Below are 17,645 nucleotides of genomic sequence, written 5' to 3'. Positions count from 1 at the left end.
TCATCGACGCAGGGTTCGCGCGATCACCGCTTCGGTGAACTCGGCCGTCGATGCCAGACCTCCCACGTCCGCCGTGGCTACCCCCGACTCCAGCGTCCCCCGCACGGCCGATCTGATTCGGGTGGCCGCGGCCGTCAGCCGTACATCTCCGTCGTGTTCGGCCAGCCAGTCCAGCAGCATCGCCGAGGACAAGATCAAGGCTGTGGGATTGGCTCTGTTGCGTCCGGCGATGTCCGGAGCGGAACCGTGGGCGGCCTGCGCCATCGCCTTTGTCTCCGAGGCGTTGAGCGATGGAGCCATCCCGAGGGATCCGGACAGTTCCCCGGCGAGGTCGGACAGGATGTCCCCGAACATGTTCTCGGCAACGATCACGTCGAAGTCGCTGCCGCGGCGCACGAGGTGCGCCGTCAATGCGTCGATGTGCTCCTCGTCGACATGGACATCGGGAAAGTCCTCGGCGACCGAGCGGCATGCGTCCCGGAACAACCCCGTCGTCAGGGCGAGCACATTGGTCTTGTGCACGATGGTGACGTGCTTACGCCTGCCCTGCGCGAGTGCAAACGCTCGGCGGGCGATCCGCTCGCATGCGTCCCGAGTGAACACACCTACCGCGAGTGCTACGTCGGGCGTCGGCATGAACTCCCCACTCCCGACGAACATGTTCCGATCGGCATAGAAGCCCTCGGTGTTCTCGCGCACGACGACGAGATCCATGTTCGGAGACACCGCGCGCACGCCGGGAAGCGCCGCCGCCGGGCGGATGTTCGCGAACAGCCCGAAGGTCTTACGCACCGTCCCACCCGGAGTCAGCTGCTGACGGAACTCCTCCGGGTACGACGCACTGTCGTGGGGTCCCAGCACCCATCCGTTCAGCGTGTCCAACTCCGCCAGCGTCGAGGCAGGAATCGGCGAGCCGTGCGATTCGATGGCATCCCTACCGAGCGGCAGCTTCACCCAGTCGACATGCGGCCCGTGCGTCGCCTGGACGGCAGCGTCCACCACCCGCATCGTCGCGGGAACGATCTCGTGTCCGATGCCGTCGCCGACCATCGAGCCGATCCGTACCGTCTTTGCTTTCCCGTCAGCCACATCAGCCATCATGACTCACTATGGTCCAGTCGCTGGAATTGATACTCGACGACGCGCTCGACGAGTCCGTCAGGCGGGAGTGGCAGATGCTGCTCGATGCCGATCTTCCGAGTCAGGGTCGGCACACCGGTTCGTCGAACCGGCCGCACATCACACTGTCCGTGGCCGACGAGTTCGACCGACTCGATGCTCGTCTCGAGAGTGAAACGATCGAGAGCGCATTCCCGGTCCGCCTGGGTGCATTGATCGTGTTCCGCGGCCGGTCCGTGACGCTGGCTCGATCGGTAGTCGTGTCGGCAAGTCTGCTCGAGCTGCACTCGAGGGTGTCGGAACTCGCGCAAGATGCCCACGGTTATCGCTCACACACGAGACCTGGGCGATGGACCCCACACGTCACGATCGCGCGCAGGCTCACTCACACCGAGTTGTTCGACGCCATCCGATGCCTCGACTCCACGCCTGTCGATCTCGACGGAACTACCTCGGGACTTCGGAGATGGGACGGCGAACGGAAAATCGAGTGGCTCGTAGGCGAGGGCAGGCATCAGAATCGGTAGTCGCCGAACTGGGTCACCTCCGCGTGCGTGTCGGGTGCGTATCCGAGAGCGATTGCCAAGTACATGGGCGCGAGAAAGGCCAGGATCAGAAGTGCGATTGTCATAGGGAAAGCTTCTAACCAGCAGCTACGCGCTACCAGTGGCAGATATGACACAGTTCCTCGTTTTTCTGCCATAATTGTTTTCGTGCTGAAACGAGTAGTCGTGCCACTCCTGCCACTGACCGAGCAGTTCGAACTCGGAGTCGCATGCGAGGTCTTCGGCTTCGACCGATCCGACGAGGGCCTGCCCACCTACGATTTCTCGCTGATCGCCGGCGTCGCCGAACCCATCAGATCGCGGTTCGGTTTCACCATCGATGTGCCGTACGACCTGGCCCAGCTCGACGAGGCCGATCTCATCATCATCCCGGCCGGTGGCACCCACGCCTCGGTCGACGGAAGCTACGTGTGCAGCAACGACTACGACGCATCGATCGAGCCATTGTTGGACAAGCTGCGCGCAGCTGTGACACGAGGAGCCCGAGTGGCGAGCTTGTGCAACGGCGCGTTTCTCCTGGGCAAAGCAGGCCTGCTCGACGGACGCCGCTGCACCACTCACTGGCGCCACTCCGCGCGCCTCGCCGCGGAGTATCCGCTCGCCGAAGTCGATCGGAACGTGCTCTATGTCGACGACGGAAATGTGTTGACCAGTGCGGGGACTGCCGCAGGAATCGACTTGTGCCTGCACATCGTGCGCAAGGAGCAGGGCAGTACCGTCGCCAACGGGATAGCCCGCCGGATGGTAGTTCCGCCCCACCGCGACGGCGGCCAGGCCCAGTTCGTGACGGCGCCTCTGCCGGCGACCGAAGTGGAAACGCTGGCCCCTCTGCTCGACTGGATGACCGAACACCTCGACGCCGATCTGTCGGTTCGAGTGCTATCGGCTCGAGTGAACATGTCTGCACGCACATTCGCCCGAAGGTTCGCGGCAGAGACCGGAACGACGCCTGCGCGATGGCTCAACGACCAGCGCGTTCTCGCTGCCCAACAGCTGCTCGAGAACTCGGACCTGTCGATGGACGTCATCGCCGAACGCGTCGGTTTCGGCAACGCAGCCGTGATGCGTCAACACTTCGTTCGGGTTCGTTGCACAACCCCGAACTCCTACCGCCGCACCTTCCGCTCGGTTCCACAGCCTGCTTGATCGGGATGATTCCGGCACGGTGGTGTGTTGAAGTAACACGAGAGCAAGAGAAGAATCGACGAAAGGGCAGGCGTGGCAACACAGACATTGACTCAGCAGAACTTCGACGAGATCGTCGGCGGCAACGACGTAGTACTCGTCGACTTCTGGGCGTCCTGGTGCGGGCCGTGCAAGCAATTCGCGCCCACCTTCGAGAAGTCTTCCGAGTCGCATCCCGATGTGGTGCACGCCAAGGTGGACACCGAAGCCGAGCAGGGACTCGCCGCAGCTGCCAACATCAAGTCGATTCCCACGATCATGGCCTTCCGCGAAGGCGTGCTGGTATTCGCTCAGCCAGGCGCACTTCCCGCTGCGGCTCTGGAAGACCTGGTCGGACAGATCAAGGCGCTCGATATGGACGAGGTCCGCAAGCAGCTCGCCGAGCAGACCCCCGACAACAGCTCCGAGTAACACCGCTACCAGTACGAACAGAAGGGGCCGACCACATTTATGCGGTCGGCCCCTTCTCCTTGCAGCAGAGTCGAATCAGGACTGTCGCCTCTGGCTGGTCAGTGAGCGGCCCGATCCCAGCTCGCACCCGTTCCGACGGACACCTCGAGGGGAACCGACAGGTCGATCGCCGACGACATCTTCTCGCGCACCAGGGCCTCGACCTCCTCGCGTTCGGACTCGACAACTTCGAGAACCAGCTCGTCGTGAACTTGCAGCAGCATGCGCGAGGTCAAACCGGATTCCCGCAGTGACTTGTGCACGTCGATCATCGCGACCTTGATGATGTCGGCGGCAGTTCCTTGGATCGGTGCGTTCAGCGCCGCCCGCTCGGCAACCTCGCGTCGCTGACGGTTGTCGCTGTTGAGATCGGGCAGATACCTCCGCCGGCCGTACAGGGTGGAGGTGTAGCCGACCTTTCTGGACTCCTCGACGGCTTTGCGAAGGTAATCGCGCACTCCACCGAACCGGGAAAAGTACGCTTCCATCTGCTCTTTGGCCTCGTCGGTTGAGATCTTCAGCTGCGCTGCCAGTCCGAATGCGCTGAGACCATAGGCGAGGCCATAGGACATTGCCTTGACGCGCCGACGCAGCTCGGGAGTGACCTCGTCGATCGGTACTCCGAAAGCGCGTGCGCCGACGAAACTGTGCAGGTCCTCGCCGGTGTTGAACGCTTCGATCAGCCCTTCGTCGCCCGACAGGTGAGCCATGATGCGCATCTCGATCTGGCTGTAGTCGGCGGTGAGCAGCATGTCATAGCCCTCGCCCACGACGAAGCCGTCACGAATGTGGCGGCCGGCTTCGTTTCGGACCGGGATGTTCTGCAGGTTGGGATCGGTCGAAGACAGCCGTCCGGTGGCCGCGACGGTCTGATTGAACGTCGTATGGATGCGGCCGTCGTCGGAAACCGATTTGAGCAAGCCGTCGACAGTCACCTTCATGCGTGTCGCGTCACGATGATCGAGAAGGAACTTCAGGAAAGGGTGTTGTGTCTTTTCGAACAGCCCCTGCAACGCGTCGGCGTCAGTGGTGTATCCGGTCTTGGTCTTCTTGGTCTTCGGCATCTCCAGCTCGTCGAACAGCACCGCCTGCAGCTGCTTCGGTGATCCGAGATTGATCTGCTTGCCGATGACCTCGTACGCAGCATTCGCGGCCTCGCTCACCTGCCCGGCAAACGTACTCTGCAGTTCGCCGAGGTGGTCGAGGTCGATCGCGATGCCGGTCGCTTCCAGATCGGCGAGCACCGAGAGCAGCGGCAGCTCCATGTCGGCCAGCAGCGATGTCGACTCGATGCTCTCGAGTTCCTCGTCCAGAGCAGTAGCGAGGTCGAGCACGGCCTGGGCACGCAGGATTTCGCCTTCGGCTACCGCCGCGCCCGCCACGTCCTCGGTATCGAGCAGCGACATCTGCCCCTCGGCGGAGTCCTCTGCCCGCAACTCACGTTTGAGGTACCGCAGAGACAGATCGTCGAGATTGAAGCTGCGCTGGCCCGGACGGACCAGATACGCGGCCAGGGCTGTGTCGCTCGTCAGACCGCCCAGCGTCCACCCCCGCCCCCGCAACGCGTGGATTGCCCACTTGGCTTCGTGGAGCGCCTTCGGCTGCGAGGCGTCGGCCAGCCATGCGGTCAACGCCCGTTCGTCCGATTCGTCGAGCTCGCTGGTGGTGACAAAACCGCCGTCGCCGTCGGCAGCAGCGATCGCGATGGACACGGCGTCACTGTCGAACGGCCGCCGCGGACCGACGACCGACAATCCGTGACGCAGACCGCTCGCAGCATGCACGGACAACCAGTCCGCCAATTCACCGACTGGGATCGCTCCACCCTTGACCTCGAAACCGCCTTCGGCTTCGGGTTCCACCGATGACAGCGTGTCGAACAGCCGATCGCGAAGGACGCGAAACTCGAGGTCGTCGAACAGACCGTGAATTTTCTCCCGGTCCCACGGTGCCAACTCGAGCTGATCGGGCGTATAGGGAAGCGGGACATCGCGAACCATCTCGGTGAGCTCACGGTTGAGCACCACGCTGGACAGGTTGGCACGCAGAGCGTCGCCAACTTTGCCCTTCACCTTGTCCACGTTGGTGACGAGCTCCTCGAGCGACCCGTACTGCACGATCCACTTGGTAGCCGTCTTCTCACCCACACCGGGGACGCCGGGCAGATTGTCGCTGGGGTCGCCACGAAGAGCGGCGAAATCCGGATACTGCGACGGCGACAGGCCGTACTTTGCTTCGACCTCACCCGGGGTGAACCGGGTCAGCTCGGACACGCCCTTCTTCGGGTACAGAACCGTGACGTTCTCGGTCACCAATTGCAGCGAGTCCCGGTCCCCGGTGACGACCAGTACGCGATAGCCGAGCGCCTCGGCCTGCGTGGTGAGCGTGGCGATGATGTCGTCCGCCTCGAATCCGGGTTCGGCCATGACCGGAATACCCATGGCCCCGAGCACATCCTTGGTGATGTCCACCTGCCCAGCGAACTCGTCCGGCGTCTTGCTTCGATTCGCCTTGTAGTCGGGGAATCTTTCTGCCCGAAAGGTCTGGCGCGAGACGTCGAAGGCGGCCGCGATATGCGTCGGCTTCTCATCCCGCAGCAAGTTGATCAGCATCGATGTGAACCCGTAGACCGCGTTGGTCGACTGCCCACTGGTGGTCTTGAAGTTGTCCACCGGGAGCGCGAAGAACGCACGGAAGGCAATCGAGTGGCCGTCGATCAGCAGCAGTGTCGGCTGCTGACTGCCGGCGGATGTGTCGGTCGAGGGTGCGGGTGCAGCGCTGGCGTCGATTACTGGGCTCACGGTTACCCAGTCTATGTAGCGGGTCCGACAAGCTGTGGGCGGATGCGGTGGCCCCGGCCGACTGCCGCGCGAGCGGTTCGAAACACAAATGAAACTCACCGGAAATTCGAGACGCCGATTTCGTGCGCTTACAGAGGTTAGAGTCCGACAATTGCTAGCAGCCGGACCCGCCGTGGGGTCGGCCCGACAACCGTCCGGAGGACGTGCGTGGCTCCAATAGTTGGATGGACCCGAAGAAAAGATCGAATTCGGTCCAGCAGCCGAATACCACTTCGCTTTCTCAGACAGATCCTCCTCATCACGATCCTCGGTTCCATCGCAGCGGTCGCGTTCGGCGGGACCGCCCTCGCGCAGGAACCGACCCCTACTCCCCCGTCTGCAACCACGTCGGAGGCTCCGCCTGCCGACGCCGAATCCGTCAGCGGCAGCCTCAACAACGGCGGTGAACGGCTGGCGGGCGTCGATGTTCTCGCCCTCGACGAGTCCGGCGAAGAGGTCGCCCGGACAACCTCGGAGGCAGGTGGCCGTTGGACTCTCGAGCTCTCCCCGGGGTCCTACACATTCGAGGTCGACCCCGAAACACTTCCCGACGGTGTCAGCGTCCAGGATGCGGTGCAACGCGACGTCGTCGAGGGCCGCGCCAATACCGTCGTCATCTTCTCCTTCGGTGAGGCGCGCAGCGCCACGGAACTACCGTTCTACGAGAAGTTCCTTCGAACCACGGTGGACGGCATCAGATTCGGTCTCGTCATCGCTCTCGCTGCGGTCGGTCTCAGCCTGATCTTCGGCACGACGGGGTTGACCAACTTCGCCCACGGTGAGCTCGTCACACTCGGCGCAGTTGCCGCCTGGGTGTTCAACGTGAGCATGGGAATCCAGCTCATCCCGGCAACAATTCTCGCGATCATCGTCGGCGTCGCCATCGGATGGCTCAACAACGCAGCCATCTGGAGACCACTCCGAAAACGCAGGACCGGGCTCATAGCGCAGCTCGTAGTCTCCATCGGCCTCGCCATCGCGCTGCGATATCTCATCCTCATCTTCTTCTCCGACCGCGCCGAACCGTTCGCCGACTACCAGGCGCAGACGCAGAACGAGTGGGGGCCTTTCGCGATCACCAACGTCAACCTCGCGTGCATCATCATCAGCGTCGTCGTCCTCGTCGCCGTCGCGCTGATGCTGCAGAAGACACGAATCGGCAAAGCGATGCGGGCAGTCGCCGACAACCGAGACCTCGCCGCCTCCTCTGGTATCAACGTCGAGCGCGTCGTGACCTTCGTCTGGTGCCTCGGCGGCGGACTCGCGGCCCTCGGCGGCGTGCTGTTCGGTCTGTCCGAGCTGTCTGGCCGCGTCCAGTGGGAAATGGGCTTCAAGTTGCTGTTGCTCATGTTCGCGGGCATCACGCTGGGTGGTCTGGGAACCGCCTACGGGGCCTTCCTCGGCTGCGTCATCGTCGGACTTCTCGTGCAGTGGTCGACGATGATCATCAACCCCGACCTCAAATACATCGGAGGACTGCTCGTCTTGATTCTCATCCTCGTCGTCAGACCGCAGGGCATACTCGGCTCGCGGCAAAGGATCGGGTGACCTCATGGATATTCTCGGAGCGCTCCAAGTATCTCTCGCTCAGCTCGTGGGCCCGTCCGCGATCTTCTACGCTCTCCTCGCCATCGGGTTGAACCTGCACTTCGGCTACGCCGGTCTGCTGAACTTCGGCCAGATCGGATTTGCGTTGCTCGGCGGCTATGGCGTCGGCATCATGACGGTCACCTATCAGCAGCCACTGTGGCTGGGCATCCTGGTCGGCCTCGGGGCCGCCGGGCTGTTGGCACTCGTCCTCGGCATACCCACTCTGCGCCTGCGTGCGGACTATCTCGCCATCGTCACTATCGCGGCGTCGGAAATACTGCGCCTGGTCTTCCGATCGACCGCGAGTGACTCCGTGACCGCCTCGACCAACGGCCTGTTCGGTTTCGCGGACCCGTTCACCTCGTTGAGCCCCTTCGACTCGAGCAAGCAGTACGACTTCGTCGGGGTCAAGTTCTATGGCGACGACCTCTGGGCGATGGTCGTCGGTTGGTCGCTGGTACTGCTGCTGTGTGGTGTCGTCTACCTGTTGACGCACAGCCCATGGGGGCGCGTCCTCAAGGCGGTTCGTGAGGACGAGGACGCTGCCCGTTCGCTCGGAAAGAACGTCTTCGTCTACAAGATGCAGGCCCTGGTGCTCGGTGGTGTCATCGGCGGCATGGGCGGGGTGTTCAACGCACTGCAGACCAAGTCCATCAACCCGGACTTCTACTCGACAGCGCAGACGTTCTTCGCCTTCGGCGCCCTGATTCTCGGCGGCGCCGCAACCGTTTTCGGTCCGGTGGTGGGCGCCATGCTGTTCTGGTTCCTGCTCTCCATTCCCGACGCGATCATGCGGCAGGCGATTTCCGGACCCGACCCACTCCTCGATCTGACCGAGCAGCAGGTGGGCGCAAGTCGTTTCGTCCTCCTGGGCATCCTGATCGCTGTACTGATGGTGTTCAGACCTCAGGGCATTCTCGGGAACAAACGAGAGGTTCAACTCAATGCCTAACGGGAACTCATCGCCGAGCAGGAACCCCAGCACGCTCGAATCCCGAGCTGCGCAGGCGCTTTCAGCAGATCAGCGCGCAGCCCTGTTCGCTGGCGTTGCCAACGAGCCCGGTTCCGCCAAGCCCGACCCCACGCTCGTCGTGGATGGCATCTCACGGACGTTCGGCGGACTCAAAGCGGTGGACGTCGCGCACCTCGAGATCCAACGCGGCTGCATCACCGGACTGATCGGACCCAACGGCGCAGGAAAGACAACGTTGTTCAACCTGCTCACCGGATTCGATCGACCCGACACCGGCACCTGGTCGATGGACGGCCAGTCATTGGGCAAGATGCATCCGCATCAGGTCGCACGCAAGGGCGTCGTTCGTACGTTTCAGCTGACCAAGGCACTGTCGAAACTGAGCGTGCTCGACAACGTCAGGCTCGGTGCGACCGGACAGCGCGGCGAACGCATCCTCAACACCTTCATGCCGTGGACCTGGAAGGCGCAGGAAAGGCAAATCACCGAACGAGCCAACGAACTCCTCGCACGATTCAAACTCGACGCCAAGGCCGACGATCTCGCAGGCTCGTTGTCAGGTGGTCAACGCAAGCTGTTGGAAATGGCCCGCGCCTTGATGACGGACCCCTCGGTCGTGATGCTCGACGAGCCGATGGCCGGCGTCAACCCAGCACTCACCCAGAGCCTTCTCGGACACATCAAGTCCTTGCGCGACGACGGCATGACAGTGGTGTTCGTCGAACATGACATGGATGTCATCCGGGACATCAGCGACTGGGTGGTCGTCATGGCGCAGGGCAGCGTGATCGCCGAGTCGACACCGGAAGAACTGTCCAACAACGGCGCGGTTGTGGATGCCTATCTGGGCAGCCACCACGACCAGGCACTCGAGTTCGACGCCGACGGAAATCCGGTGGGTGCCACCGCCGAACTCGCCGAAGCGATCGAACAAGCCGAAGTCGAGCAGATCAAGGCCGGGGGCAGTCTCTCCGAACCCGAGTTCGTCAGTCCCAACGTCGACGCACCGGCTACGGGCAAGCACGCCAAGGAAGAGAACGAACAATGAGCGAACCGAGTACCGAAAAGCTGACACCAGCCGAGTTCGCCGCCACCCCCGCCGAACACGCACGTCTCGCCGAGGGCGCACTGTTACGGGCGGACAATATCGTCGCGGGATACATACCCGGGGTGAACATCCTCGAATCGTGCAATTTCTTTCTGCGTGACGGCGAGATCGTTGGCATCATCGGCCCCAACGGTGCAGGCAAGTCGACTCTGCTCAAGACTCTGTTCGGTCTCATCCCGGTCAGAGAAGGAACTGTGAAGCTGCGCGGCGACAACATCACCTCGGCCGAGGCGCACGTCCTCGTCACCAAGGGTGTGGGTTATGTTCCCCAGACGCAAAACGTGTTTCCCTCGCTGACGATCGAGGAAAACCTCGAAATGGGCATCTATCTCCGCCCGAAGAAATTCACCGAAAGGTTCGAGTTCGTCAGCGAGCTGTTTCCACTCCTGAGCGAACGCCGAAAGGTCAAGGCAGGAGCGCTCTCCGGCGGTGAGCGCCAGATGGTCGCTATGGGTCGCGCTCTGATGATGGAGCCGTCGGTACTGCTCCTCGACGAGCCGTCTGCTGGACTGTCGCCGATGTTCCAGGACGAAGTGTTCATCCGCTGCAAGAAGATCAACGCGGCAGGCGTCTCCATCATCATGGTGGAACAGAATGCGCGTCGCTGCCTGCAGATCTGCGATCGCGGATACGTTCTGGATCAGGGCCGCAACGCCTACACCGATACGGGACCGAACCTGATGAACGACCCGAAGGTCATCGAGCTCTACCTCGGAACACTTGCAGGAAGCAAAGAAAAGAAGTAACGGTTGGCCACCTGCCGCAACCTGTTCCAACACAACGACAGAGCCCCGGTCCTTTCGGACCGGGGCTCTGGTCTTGCCTGTTCGGCGTCAACTCAGTTCAGCTGACGGCGACTCACTCGCCGACGACGATGTAATCTTCCGTCGTCAGTGTGTTGTCCGGTCCGAAGACCAGGTTGCCGTACGAACCTGTCGCCGGTTCGCCTGCGTCACTGAAGTTGAGCTCGCCGGTGACACCGTCGTAGTCGATGTCGGTGCCGGCTTCGAGGAGCGGTAGGCACTCTGCGAACGTCGTGCACTTCTCCCCGTCCTTGGTGACGCTGTTGATGTTGGCCGCGATGTCCACGCCTGCTGTCGATCCGGCCTGGACGGCCGCAAGAGCCGGGATCACCACTGCGTCGTACGACTCACCCGCGTAGTTGAAGTCCAAGAGAGCGGGATCGACGGTCTTGAGTCGGTCCTGGAACTCCGTTCCCACGTCGGTCAACGGTGTTGTGCCACGCATTGTGTCGAGCAATCCGGCTGCGACCGACTCGCCGAGGGCATTGCCCATGTTGCCGTCCACGCCGTAGACGAGCATGCCGTCGGACGGACCGATTCCGAGCTCGTGCATACGAGTGATGATGCGAGCCGATTCATCGAAACCGATGATGGCTACGGCATCCGGCGCGAAGTTGTTCACATCGTCGATTTCGGCGTTGTACGACTGCGCGTTGGGGTCGTAGATGATGGTCTGCAGCTGATCCGACGGGATTCCGGCTGCTTCGAGGTTCTCGACCGTGTTGCTCGCCAAGCCGGTGCCGTACGGATCGTTGAGAGCCAGGATCGACACACGCTGCGCGCCGTCCTCGGCGATCAGCTGAGCCAGCGCCTGCGCCTGCAGTACGTCGGTGGGTGCGGTGCGGAAGTACTGTCCACGGTCTGCGTAGCAGACGAATTGGTCCGAGGTGTTGGCCGGCGAGATCTGCACGACGCCCGCGCTGGTGATCTTGTCGATGACCTGCAGTGACACAGCCGAGGACGCCGCCCCGACGATCACGTCGGCACCGCCCGCGAGGAGGCGATCGACGGTGGTGTTGGCGGTGTCGGTGGTGGTGTCGCCCGAGTCTCCGGGGATCAACGTCACGGGCTGACCGAGTACGCCACCGGCCTCGTTGATGTCGTTGATGGCAAGCTGCACGCCGGCGACCTCGGGCGGGCCGAGGAACGCAAGGCTGCCGGTGTTCGGCAACAACGTGCCGACCACGAGCGGACTGGTGTCGGGTGTGTCACCTGCTGTGGCCTGCTCGGGCTCGCAGTCGGTGGAGACAGCCTCCTCCGCCGCCGACGTTTCGCTACTCCCACCGGCAGCCGTGTCATCGGTGTCCGAATCGTCGCCCGAGGAACAGCCGAACAGTGCCAGGGATGCGGCACTGAGCACCGCAGCCGTGCGGACATAGGTCCGTTTTGCCATCTAGTGTCTCCTTGATCGCTCTTCTATGACACGCACATGAACAGTGCGCCCCACGCGTGGATCAGACGCTAGCTCCCCGAACCGATTTGCGATTGCTGAGAAGACGGCTCGTGACCTGACTGTGACCTGACGGGCCGAAGATTTACGCGCCCGTAGCGTGACCGCGCCGAGCAGCCGAAAAAATCACGTCTCGGCAGGATTTCCGAGCGTCTCCATGATCACCTCGGCGACAGCTTTCATCGTTGTGCGGCGATCCATCGCGGCGCGCTGAATCCATTTGAACGCCTGCGGCTCCGAGAGGGACTGCGACTCCATCAACCGGCCCTTGGCGCGTTCGATGAGTTTGCGGGTTTCGAGGCGCTCCTGCAGATCGGCGATCTCGTGTTCGAGCGCCGAGATCTCCGTGTACCGGCTTGCTGCGAGTTCGACGGCAGGCATCAAATCGGCTTTGGAGAACGGCTTGACCAGATATGCCATTGCTCCGGCGTCTCGTGCCCTCTCCACGAGCTCTCGCTGACTGAAGGCCGTGAGAATGACCACCGGAGCGATGCGCTTCTCCGCTATCTCCGAGGCCGCGTCGATCCCGTCGCGTATGGGCATCTTCACGTCCATGATGACCAGATCGGGGCGAAGTTCGACGGCGAGGTCCACCGCCCGCTGTCCGTCCGCGGCCTCCCCCACTACCTCGTAGCCCTCTTCTCGCAGCATCTCCACCAGATCCAGGCGGATCAGCGATTCGTCCTCGGCCACCACGACACGAAGAGCGGGTTTGCCGCCCTCCTGCGCAACAGGAGCATCCATAAGTACCAGTCTCCTTTGACGAAGTCATCGACCGGCTGGAGCGTCAAGCGCAGGCCCATCGGGCTCACGCAGGCGCCCACCGGGCCGTCAAGCAATTGAAGGGTACCGGTGCACAGGGCGTTCAGCGCATCTTCTAAAGTAGTGAACCGCACGACACAGCCAGCCCTCGTATCCCAATTGGCAGAGGAAACGGATTCAAAACCCGTCCAGTGTGAGTTCGAGTCTCACCGAGGGCACCACAACCGCAGGCCAGCGCAATCGGCCACCTACCGCGTCGCTTCGGTGCGGAGCAGCCGATGCGGGCGGCCGTCCGCTCAGCCGACCGGCCAAACGACGAGCGTCTTCCACATCGCCGGGTCAGGCTCGGTGGCAGGGTCGCTGAGGTAGTACTCCCACATCGAGCTCCCCGGCGTCACACCCTCGGCCTGCATCTTCCCCATGATCGCCTCGTAGGTCTCGGCGAGAGTCTCGTAGGGACCGACGTGCATGGCCTCGAAGGCATGGCCGGCCGGAAGCGATCCTCCGGTCACCCCGCCTTCGACACCGCCGGAAAAGGGTTCTGCCACCGGAAAACCAGCTTCGACATCGATGACGTCGGTAGGCATTCCCCGGTACAACGCAAACGGTGGCCCGGCCAGCGGGACGTGCTGTTGCTCAGCCGCGCTCATCACCGCACCGAAGGCGCGGCCGAAGAACTCCGTCAGCTCGTTCATGGGAACGGTTTCGCGAAGTACGGCGGTCGATAGTTCCTGGAGTTGGGTGGACGTGATGTCCGGCGTCTTTTCCGGAGTCGTTTCGGTCATAGGCCAAGACTCCGCTGTGCGGATTTCGCGGTCTAGGGCCTAACGTCCCCTACGCGCAGCATCCGGAGTTCGAGGCGCTGGAGCCAACGACGAGGGTTCGGACGCAGGTTGGTCATTCAGTCGATCGCGGACAGGTCCGCAACTCACTCGCCTGCCGGCGCACAGGTCGGAGTCTTGCGCAGATGATTCAGGACTCGCCCCTCCCCGCGCTCGATGCCATACCCGCAGAATAGTTAACAACTTACGCAACTGCTAATATAGCGATGGATTGCGCACGGGTCAGGGGTGCGCAATCCACCCCTGCAGCGTGGAGGAGCGATCCATGGCGACATCGCCGCATCAGGGCCACCCGACCCAGGCAAACCCTTGTCGATCTACGCACTGAGGATGGGCGGATCGGCGTGCAAGCCCCAGAGTCAGGCCGGGGAATGTTGGGTGCCCGCATCATGAGTGCCTTGGGCGGCGCTTCGCCAAAGCGCAGACAGAGCATCGTTCGCCAGATCCGCAGAATCGGCCGGATCGCAGAGCCCGAGCCGGATGCGACCATCCACCGGGACTCGAGTGAGCACGGCACCATGACACCGTTCTTGTCGACTACCGGGTCGATTCAGGTTCGCCACGTCGACGCCGGCTCGTGCAACGGGTGCGAGATCGAGATTGCCTCCGCATTCGGACCGGTGTACGACATCGAACGCTATGGCATTCGATTGGTGGCGTCCCCGCGTCACGCGGACATTCTCCTCGTGACAGGACCGGTCACACGCAATATGGCTGACCCATTGCGTGTTACGTACGATGCCATGCCTCATCCCAAACGCGTTGTTGCTCTGGGTGAATGCGCGTTGAACTGTGGGGTGTTCAAGGGTGGGTTCGGTGTGTTAGGGGCGGTTCGAGATGTCATCCCCGTCGATTTCGACATTCCAGGATGCCCACCGTCTCCCGATGCCATAGTGGCAGCGCTCCGGCGAGTGTCCGGCCGATGAGCTCGGTGGCGGTCGGCATGTCGATGATTTACATCTCAGCGTCCTTGGCGGTCGGAGCAGCTGTGATCTTGCCTGCTCGTGTGCGTCGCATTCTGGTCGGCCTGTTGACCACAGTTTCCGGTATCGGTGGTGTGCTGGCGGGTTGCGCCGCTCTCGCTGTGAGTCAGCGCTTTTCGCTGACCGTCCATCAAGTGCTCCCGTTCGACGGGATCGAGCTGCAGGTCGATCCTCTCTCGGGTTTGTTCATGCTGCTGATCGGCGCGGTCGCTGCCGCAGTCGGGGTGTACAGCATCGGATACACCGGCCCCGGTGGCCATCACGAACACCAGGAGGTCTTTCCGCCGGGATGCGGGGCGCAGTCACGCACCGCTCAGACCATGCTCCCGGTGTTTGTCGCGTCGATGCTGCTGGTCCCGGCAGCTGCCAACGTCACGACGTTCTTGGCTGCGTGGGAGTTGATGGCGCTGGCATCGCTGATGCTGGTGCTGGCCAACTACCGTGCCGGGAAGCAAGTCGGCGAGGCCGCGCTGTGGTACGCAGCGATGACGCAAGCTGGGGTCGTGGTCATCGTCGTGGGTTTCGGGTTGCTCGCCGGTGGTGTTGGAGGTGAGTCGTTCGACGCGATACGCGAAGGCACGGAGGCGTTGTCTCCGCTCGTGCGCTCGACCGCATTCGTGTTGGTATTCATCGGATTCGGATCGAAAGCGGGTTTGGTCCCGTTACATGTGTGGCTTCCTCGCGCACACGCCGAAGCTCCGAGTCATGTCTCGGCCCTGATGTCTGCAGCGATGGTCAACCTCGGCTTCTACGGCATCATCCGGGTCGGTTTCGACCTCCTCGGCGGTGGTCCTCGGTGGTGGGGATGGCTCATGCTCGCAGTGGGCACACTCTCAGCAGTGTACGGAGTCCTGCAGGCGAGTGTCGCGACCGATTTCAAACGACTGCTGGGCTATTCGACGACAGAGAATCTCGGCATCATGCTGATGGGTCTTGGTGCCGGCGCCGTCTTCGCCGCAGACGGCAACCGCATGCTGGCGAGTCTGTTTCTGGTAGCGGCGCTGCTGCACGCGCTCAATCATGGCGCGTTCAAGGCGCTGCTGTTTCTCGGTGCGGGATCGGTGATGCGAGCGACGGGGACACGTGACCTCGACCAACTAGGAGGGCTGGCTTCCCGGATGCCGGTGACCACCGCCATGGTCGCCGTGGGCGCGCTCGGGGCCGCTACCTTGCCACTGGGAAATGGATTTGTCTCCGAATGGCTCTTGCTGCAAGGGTTTACTCACAGTCTCGGCGTGGGCGAGGTGACCGATACGGTGACCACCCTCGCGATGCCGCTCGCGGTTGCGGCACTCGCATTGACAACCGGACTTGCGGTCGTCACCTTCGTCAAAGTGGTGGGGATCGGGTTCCTTGCTCGCCCCCGGACGGCTGGCGCGGCGGAGGCGAGCGAAAGTCCGGAGAGTATGCGGTGGGCGATGGGTGCCGCGGCGCTGATGTGCATCGGTTTGGCGTGGTTTCCTGCGCTCCTCGGTGAGGCGCTGGTCCGGGCGATGTCGGTGCTGCCCAGCATCGAAGATGGCAGTCCGGTCGACCGAGACGCGGTGACCCTCCGGTTGGCCGGCATCTCCGGTTCGATGTCACCTCTGCTGGTGGCAGTGGCACTTGTAGCTGGGACGATTGCGGTAGCGGGCGCCGTCCGATGGACCGGCACACGCATGCCGGCCCGGCCTGCAATGCCGTGGGGGTCGGGGCGTCGCAGTCTGAGCCCCCGCATGGAGTACACCGCGACAGCGTTCGCGGAACCGTTGACCCGTGTCTTCGATGATGTGCTCAGCCCTGAACACGATGTGGATGTGACACCGTATGTCGAGTCGCAATACTTGATCGAGAGCGTCAGTTTCCGGCAGAGAGTTCCCGACCGAATCGAGGCTCGCCTGTATCCGCCGGTGATCTCTGCAGTCCAGCGTTGGGGTCGGTGGGCACGGCAGGCTTCGAACGGTGACTTGCACCGGTACCTGGCCGTGGGCTTCCTGGTGACGATATTCGCCCTCGCCGCAGTGGTGGCGACACTGTGAGCAGAGAGTTGATGGTCGATCTCACTGCGATCGCACTCCAGATCGGGGTAGTGCTCATCGGCGCGCCCGTTCTGGTCGGATTCATGCGTCAGGTCACCGCCCGGCTACAGGGCCGGGCCGGTGCCGGGGTGCTCCAACCCTGGCGTGATCTGCGCAAACAGATGGGTAAGGAGTCGATCACTCCCGACGGGAGCAGCGCTGTCTTCAGCATTGCTCCGCTGGTCGCGTTCTCGGCCGTGTTCGTGATCGCTGCCGTCTCACCGTTCCTCACCACCCGGTCCCGCACGGACGGCGTGGCCGATCTGTTTGCGATTGTGGGCCTGCTGTTGTTGGGCACGGTAGCGCTCGCGCTCGGGGCCTTGGATACCGGAACGGCATTCGGCGGAATGGGTGCCAGCCGCGAAGTGATGGTCGCCGCACTCGCGGAGCCTGCCATCCTCGTCGCCGGATTCGCCTTGTCCACTCGGGTGAATTCCTCCAACCTGGCCGACATGGTCGAGGGGGTAGCGCTTGCCCCCGCAGACGCCGCGACACCGGCAAATCTGTTTGCCGCTGTGGCGATCGGCATCGTCGTCCTCGCCGAATCCGGTCGATTACCGGTGGACAACCCATCGAGCCATCTGGAGTTGACGATGCTCCACGAGGCGATGGTGCTCGAGTACTCCGGCCCTCGGCTCGCTGTGGTGGAGTACGCGTCCGCTCTTCGTTTGACCACCCTGATCGGATTGTGGGTGAGCCTGTTCATCCCGTGGGGTATCGCTACGACGTCGACGCCGGGTGCACTGCTCGTCGCCGTGGCCGCATTCGTGGTCAAAGTAGCGCTACTCGGTGGCACGATCGCCGTCGTAGAGGTATTCCTCGCGAAATGGCGACTGTTCCGCGTTCCCGAACTACTTGCCGTGTCGTTCCTGTTCGGCGCTCTGGCCGTGTCGACCGCCTTTTTTCTGGCTCGGTGA

General features: G+C 62.9%; 15 protein-coding genes and 1 tRNA gene. 11 read left to right on the top strand and 5 right to left on the bottom strand.

Annotation, left to right across the window (positions count from 1 at the left end):
• A complete protein-coding gene (locus J1M86_RS22305; protein ID WP_075840719.1) occupies positions 1-1,098 on the bottom strand; it encodes an isocitrate/isopropylmalate dehydrogenase family protein in 1,098 nt (365 codons plus the stop codon).
• Positions 1,099-1,109: 11 nt separating this feature from the next.
• On the opposite strand from J1M86_RS22305, the gene J1M86_RS22300 reads away from it, so the two are divergent.
• The 3 genes from J1M86_RS22300 (at position 1,110) to trxA (ending at position 3,281) form a co-directional block, all read left to right on the top strand.
• Positions 1,110-1,646: a 2'-5' RNA ligase family protein gene (locus J1M86_RS22300; RefSeq protein ID WP_206511400.1), complete on the top strand. Its 537-nt coding sequence runs from the start codon at positions 1,110-1,112 to the stop codon at positions 1,644-1,646.
• 186 nt (positions 1,647-1,832) lie between these two features.
• Positions 1,833-2,831 carry a helix-turn-helix domain-containing protein gene (locus tag J1M86_RS22295; protein ID WP_075840645.1) on the top strand — a complete coding sequence of 333 codons (999 nt, stop codon included), beginning with the start codon at positions 1,833-1,835 and terminating at the stop codon, positions 2,829-2,831.
• 72 nt (positions 2,832-2,903) lie between these two features.
• Complete coding sequence (gene trxA / locus J1M86_RS22290; RefSeq protein WP_075840644.1) at positions 2,904-3,281, top strand: thioredoxin; 378 nt, start codon at positions 2,904-2,906, stop codon at positions 3,279-3,281.
• Positions 3,282-3,379: 98 nt separating this feature from the next.
• Here trxA and polA read toward each other — a convergent pair whose 3' ends face one another.
• Complete coding sequence (gene polA / locus J1M86_RS22285) at positions 3,380-6,121, bottom strand: DNA polymerase I (protein ID WP_206511399.1); 2,742 nt, start codon at positions 6,119-6,121, stop codon at positions 3,380-3,382.
• Between the two features lie 288 nt (positions 6,122-6,409).
• Here polA and J1M86_RS22280 point away from each other — a divergent pair, with 288 nt between their 5' ends.
• Genes J1M86_RS22280 through J1M86_RS22265 form a run of 4 tightly spaced genes read left to right on the top strand, consistent with a single transcriptional unit; the run spans position 6,410 to position 10,577 of the window.
• On the top strand, positions 6,410-7,708 hold the full coding sequence (locus J1M86_RS22280; RefSeq protein ID WP_269417864.1) for a branched-chain amino acid ABC transporter permease: 1,299 nt from the start codon (positions 6,410-6,412) through the stop codon (positions 7,706-7,708).
• A 4-nt stretch (positions 7,709-7,712) separates the two neighbouring features.
• Positions 7,713-8,702, top strand: a complete 990-nt coding sequence (locus tag J1M86_RS22275) for a branched-chain amino acid ABC transporter permease (protein ID WP_206511398.1) — start codon at positions 7,713-7,715, stop codon at positions 8,700-8,702.
• The gene (locus J1M86_RS22270) at positions 8,695-9,771 is read left to right on the top strand and encodes an ABC transporter ATP-binding protein (protein WP_075840643.1); all 1,077 of its coding nucleotides are present in this window, start codon (positions 8,695-8,697) and stop codon (positions 9,769-9,771) included. The genes J1M86_RS22275 and J1M86_RS22270 overlap by 8 nt, the downstream gene beginning before the upstream one ends.
• On the top strand, positions 9,768-10,577 hold the full coding sequence (locus J1M86_RS22265) for an ABC transporter ATP-binding protein (protein ID WP_206511397.1): 810 nt from the start codon (positions 9,768-9,770) through the stop codon (positions 10,575-10,577). Before J1M86_RS22270 ends, J1M86_RS22265 begins: the two co-directional genes overlap by 4 nt.
• 112 nt (positions 10,578-10,689) lie before the next feature.
• Here the strand turns inward: J1M86_RS22265 and J1M86_RS22260 are convergent, their stop codons facing one another.
• Both J1M86_RS22260 and J1M86_RS22255 read right to left on the bottom strand, forming a co-directional pair.
• Positions 10,690-12,027 carry an ABC transporter substrate-binding protein gene (locus tag J1M86_RS22260; RefSeq protein ID WP_206511396.1) on the bottom strand — a complete coding sequence of 446 codons (1,338 nt, stop codon included), beginning with the start codon at positions 12,025-12,027 and terminating at the stop codon, positions 10,690-10,692.
• Positions 12,028-12,210: 183 nt separating this feature from the next.
• Complete coding sequence (locus tag J1M86_RS22255; RefSeq protein ID WP_075840642.1) at positions 12,211-12,828, bottom strand: ANTAR domain-containing response regulator; 618 nt, start codon at positions 12,826-12,828, stop codon at positions 12,211-12,213.
• 162 nt (positions 12,829-12,990) lie between these two features.
• Here J1M86_RS22255 and J1M86_RS22250 point away from each other — a divergent pair.
• Positions 12,991-13,067: transfer RNA gene (locus J1M86_RS22250), tRNA-Leu, on the top strand.
• Between the two features lie 75 nt (positions 13,068-13,142).
• Here J1M86_RS22250 and J1M86_RS22245 read toward each other — a convergent pair.
• Positions 13,143-13,631, bottom strand: coding sequence for a GyrI-like domain-containing protein (locus J1M86_RS22245; protein WP_206511395.1), 489 nt, complete (start codon positions 13,629-13,631; stop codon positions 13,143-13,145).
• A gap of 446 nt (positions 13,632-14,077) precedes the next feature.
• On the opposite strand from J1M86_RS22245, the gene J1M86_RS22240 reads away from it, so the two are divergent.
• The 3 genes from J1M86_RS22240 to J1M86_RS22230 are packed head-to-tail and all read left to right on the top strand — an operon-like array spanning position 14,078 to position 17,645.
• Positions 14,078-14,614: an NADH-quinone oxidoreductase subunit B family protein gene (locus J1M86_RS22240; RefSeq protein ID WP_241260527.1), complete on the top strand. Its 537-nt coding sequence runs from the start codon at positions 14,078-14,080 to the stop codon at positions 14,612-14,614.
• Entirely contained in the window at positions 14,611-16,689 is a 2,079-nt protein-coding gene (locus tag J1M86_RS22235; RefSeq protein ID WP_241260526.1) for a proton-conducting transporter membrane subunit, read from the top strand. Before J1M86_RS22240 ends, J1M86_RS22235 begins: the two co-directional genes overlap by 4 nt.
• An 11-nt stretch (positions 16,690-16,700) precedes the next feature.
• Entirely contained in the window at positions 16,701-17,645 is a 945-nt protein-coding gene (locus J1M86_RS22230) for a respiratory chain complex I subunit 1 family protein (protein WP_206511516.1), read from the top strand.

It is taken from the genome of Rhodococcus sp. KRD197 (assembly GCF_017168235.1).
In the GTDB taxonomy this organism is placed as follows: domain Bacteria; phylum Actinomycetota; class Actinomycetes; order Mycobacteriales; family Mycobacteriaceae; genus Rhodococcoides.
Note: the sequence above shows the minus strand (reverse complement) of the source record. Positions and strands in the feature narration are given on the sequence as shown.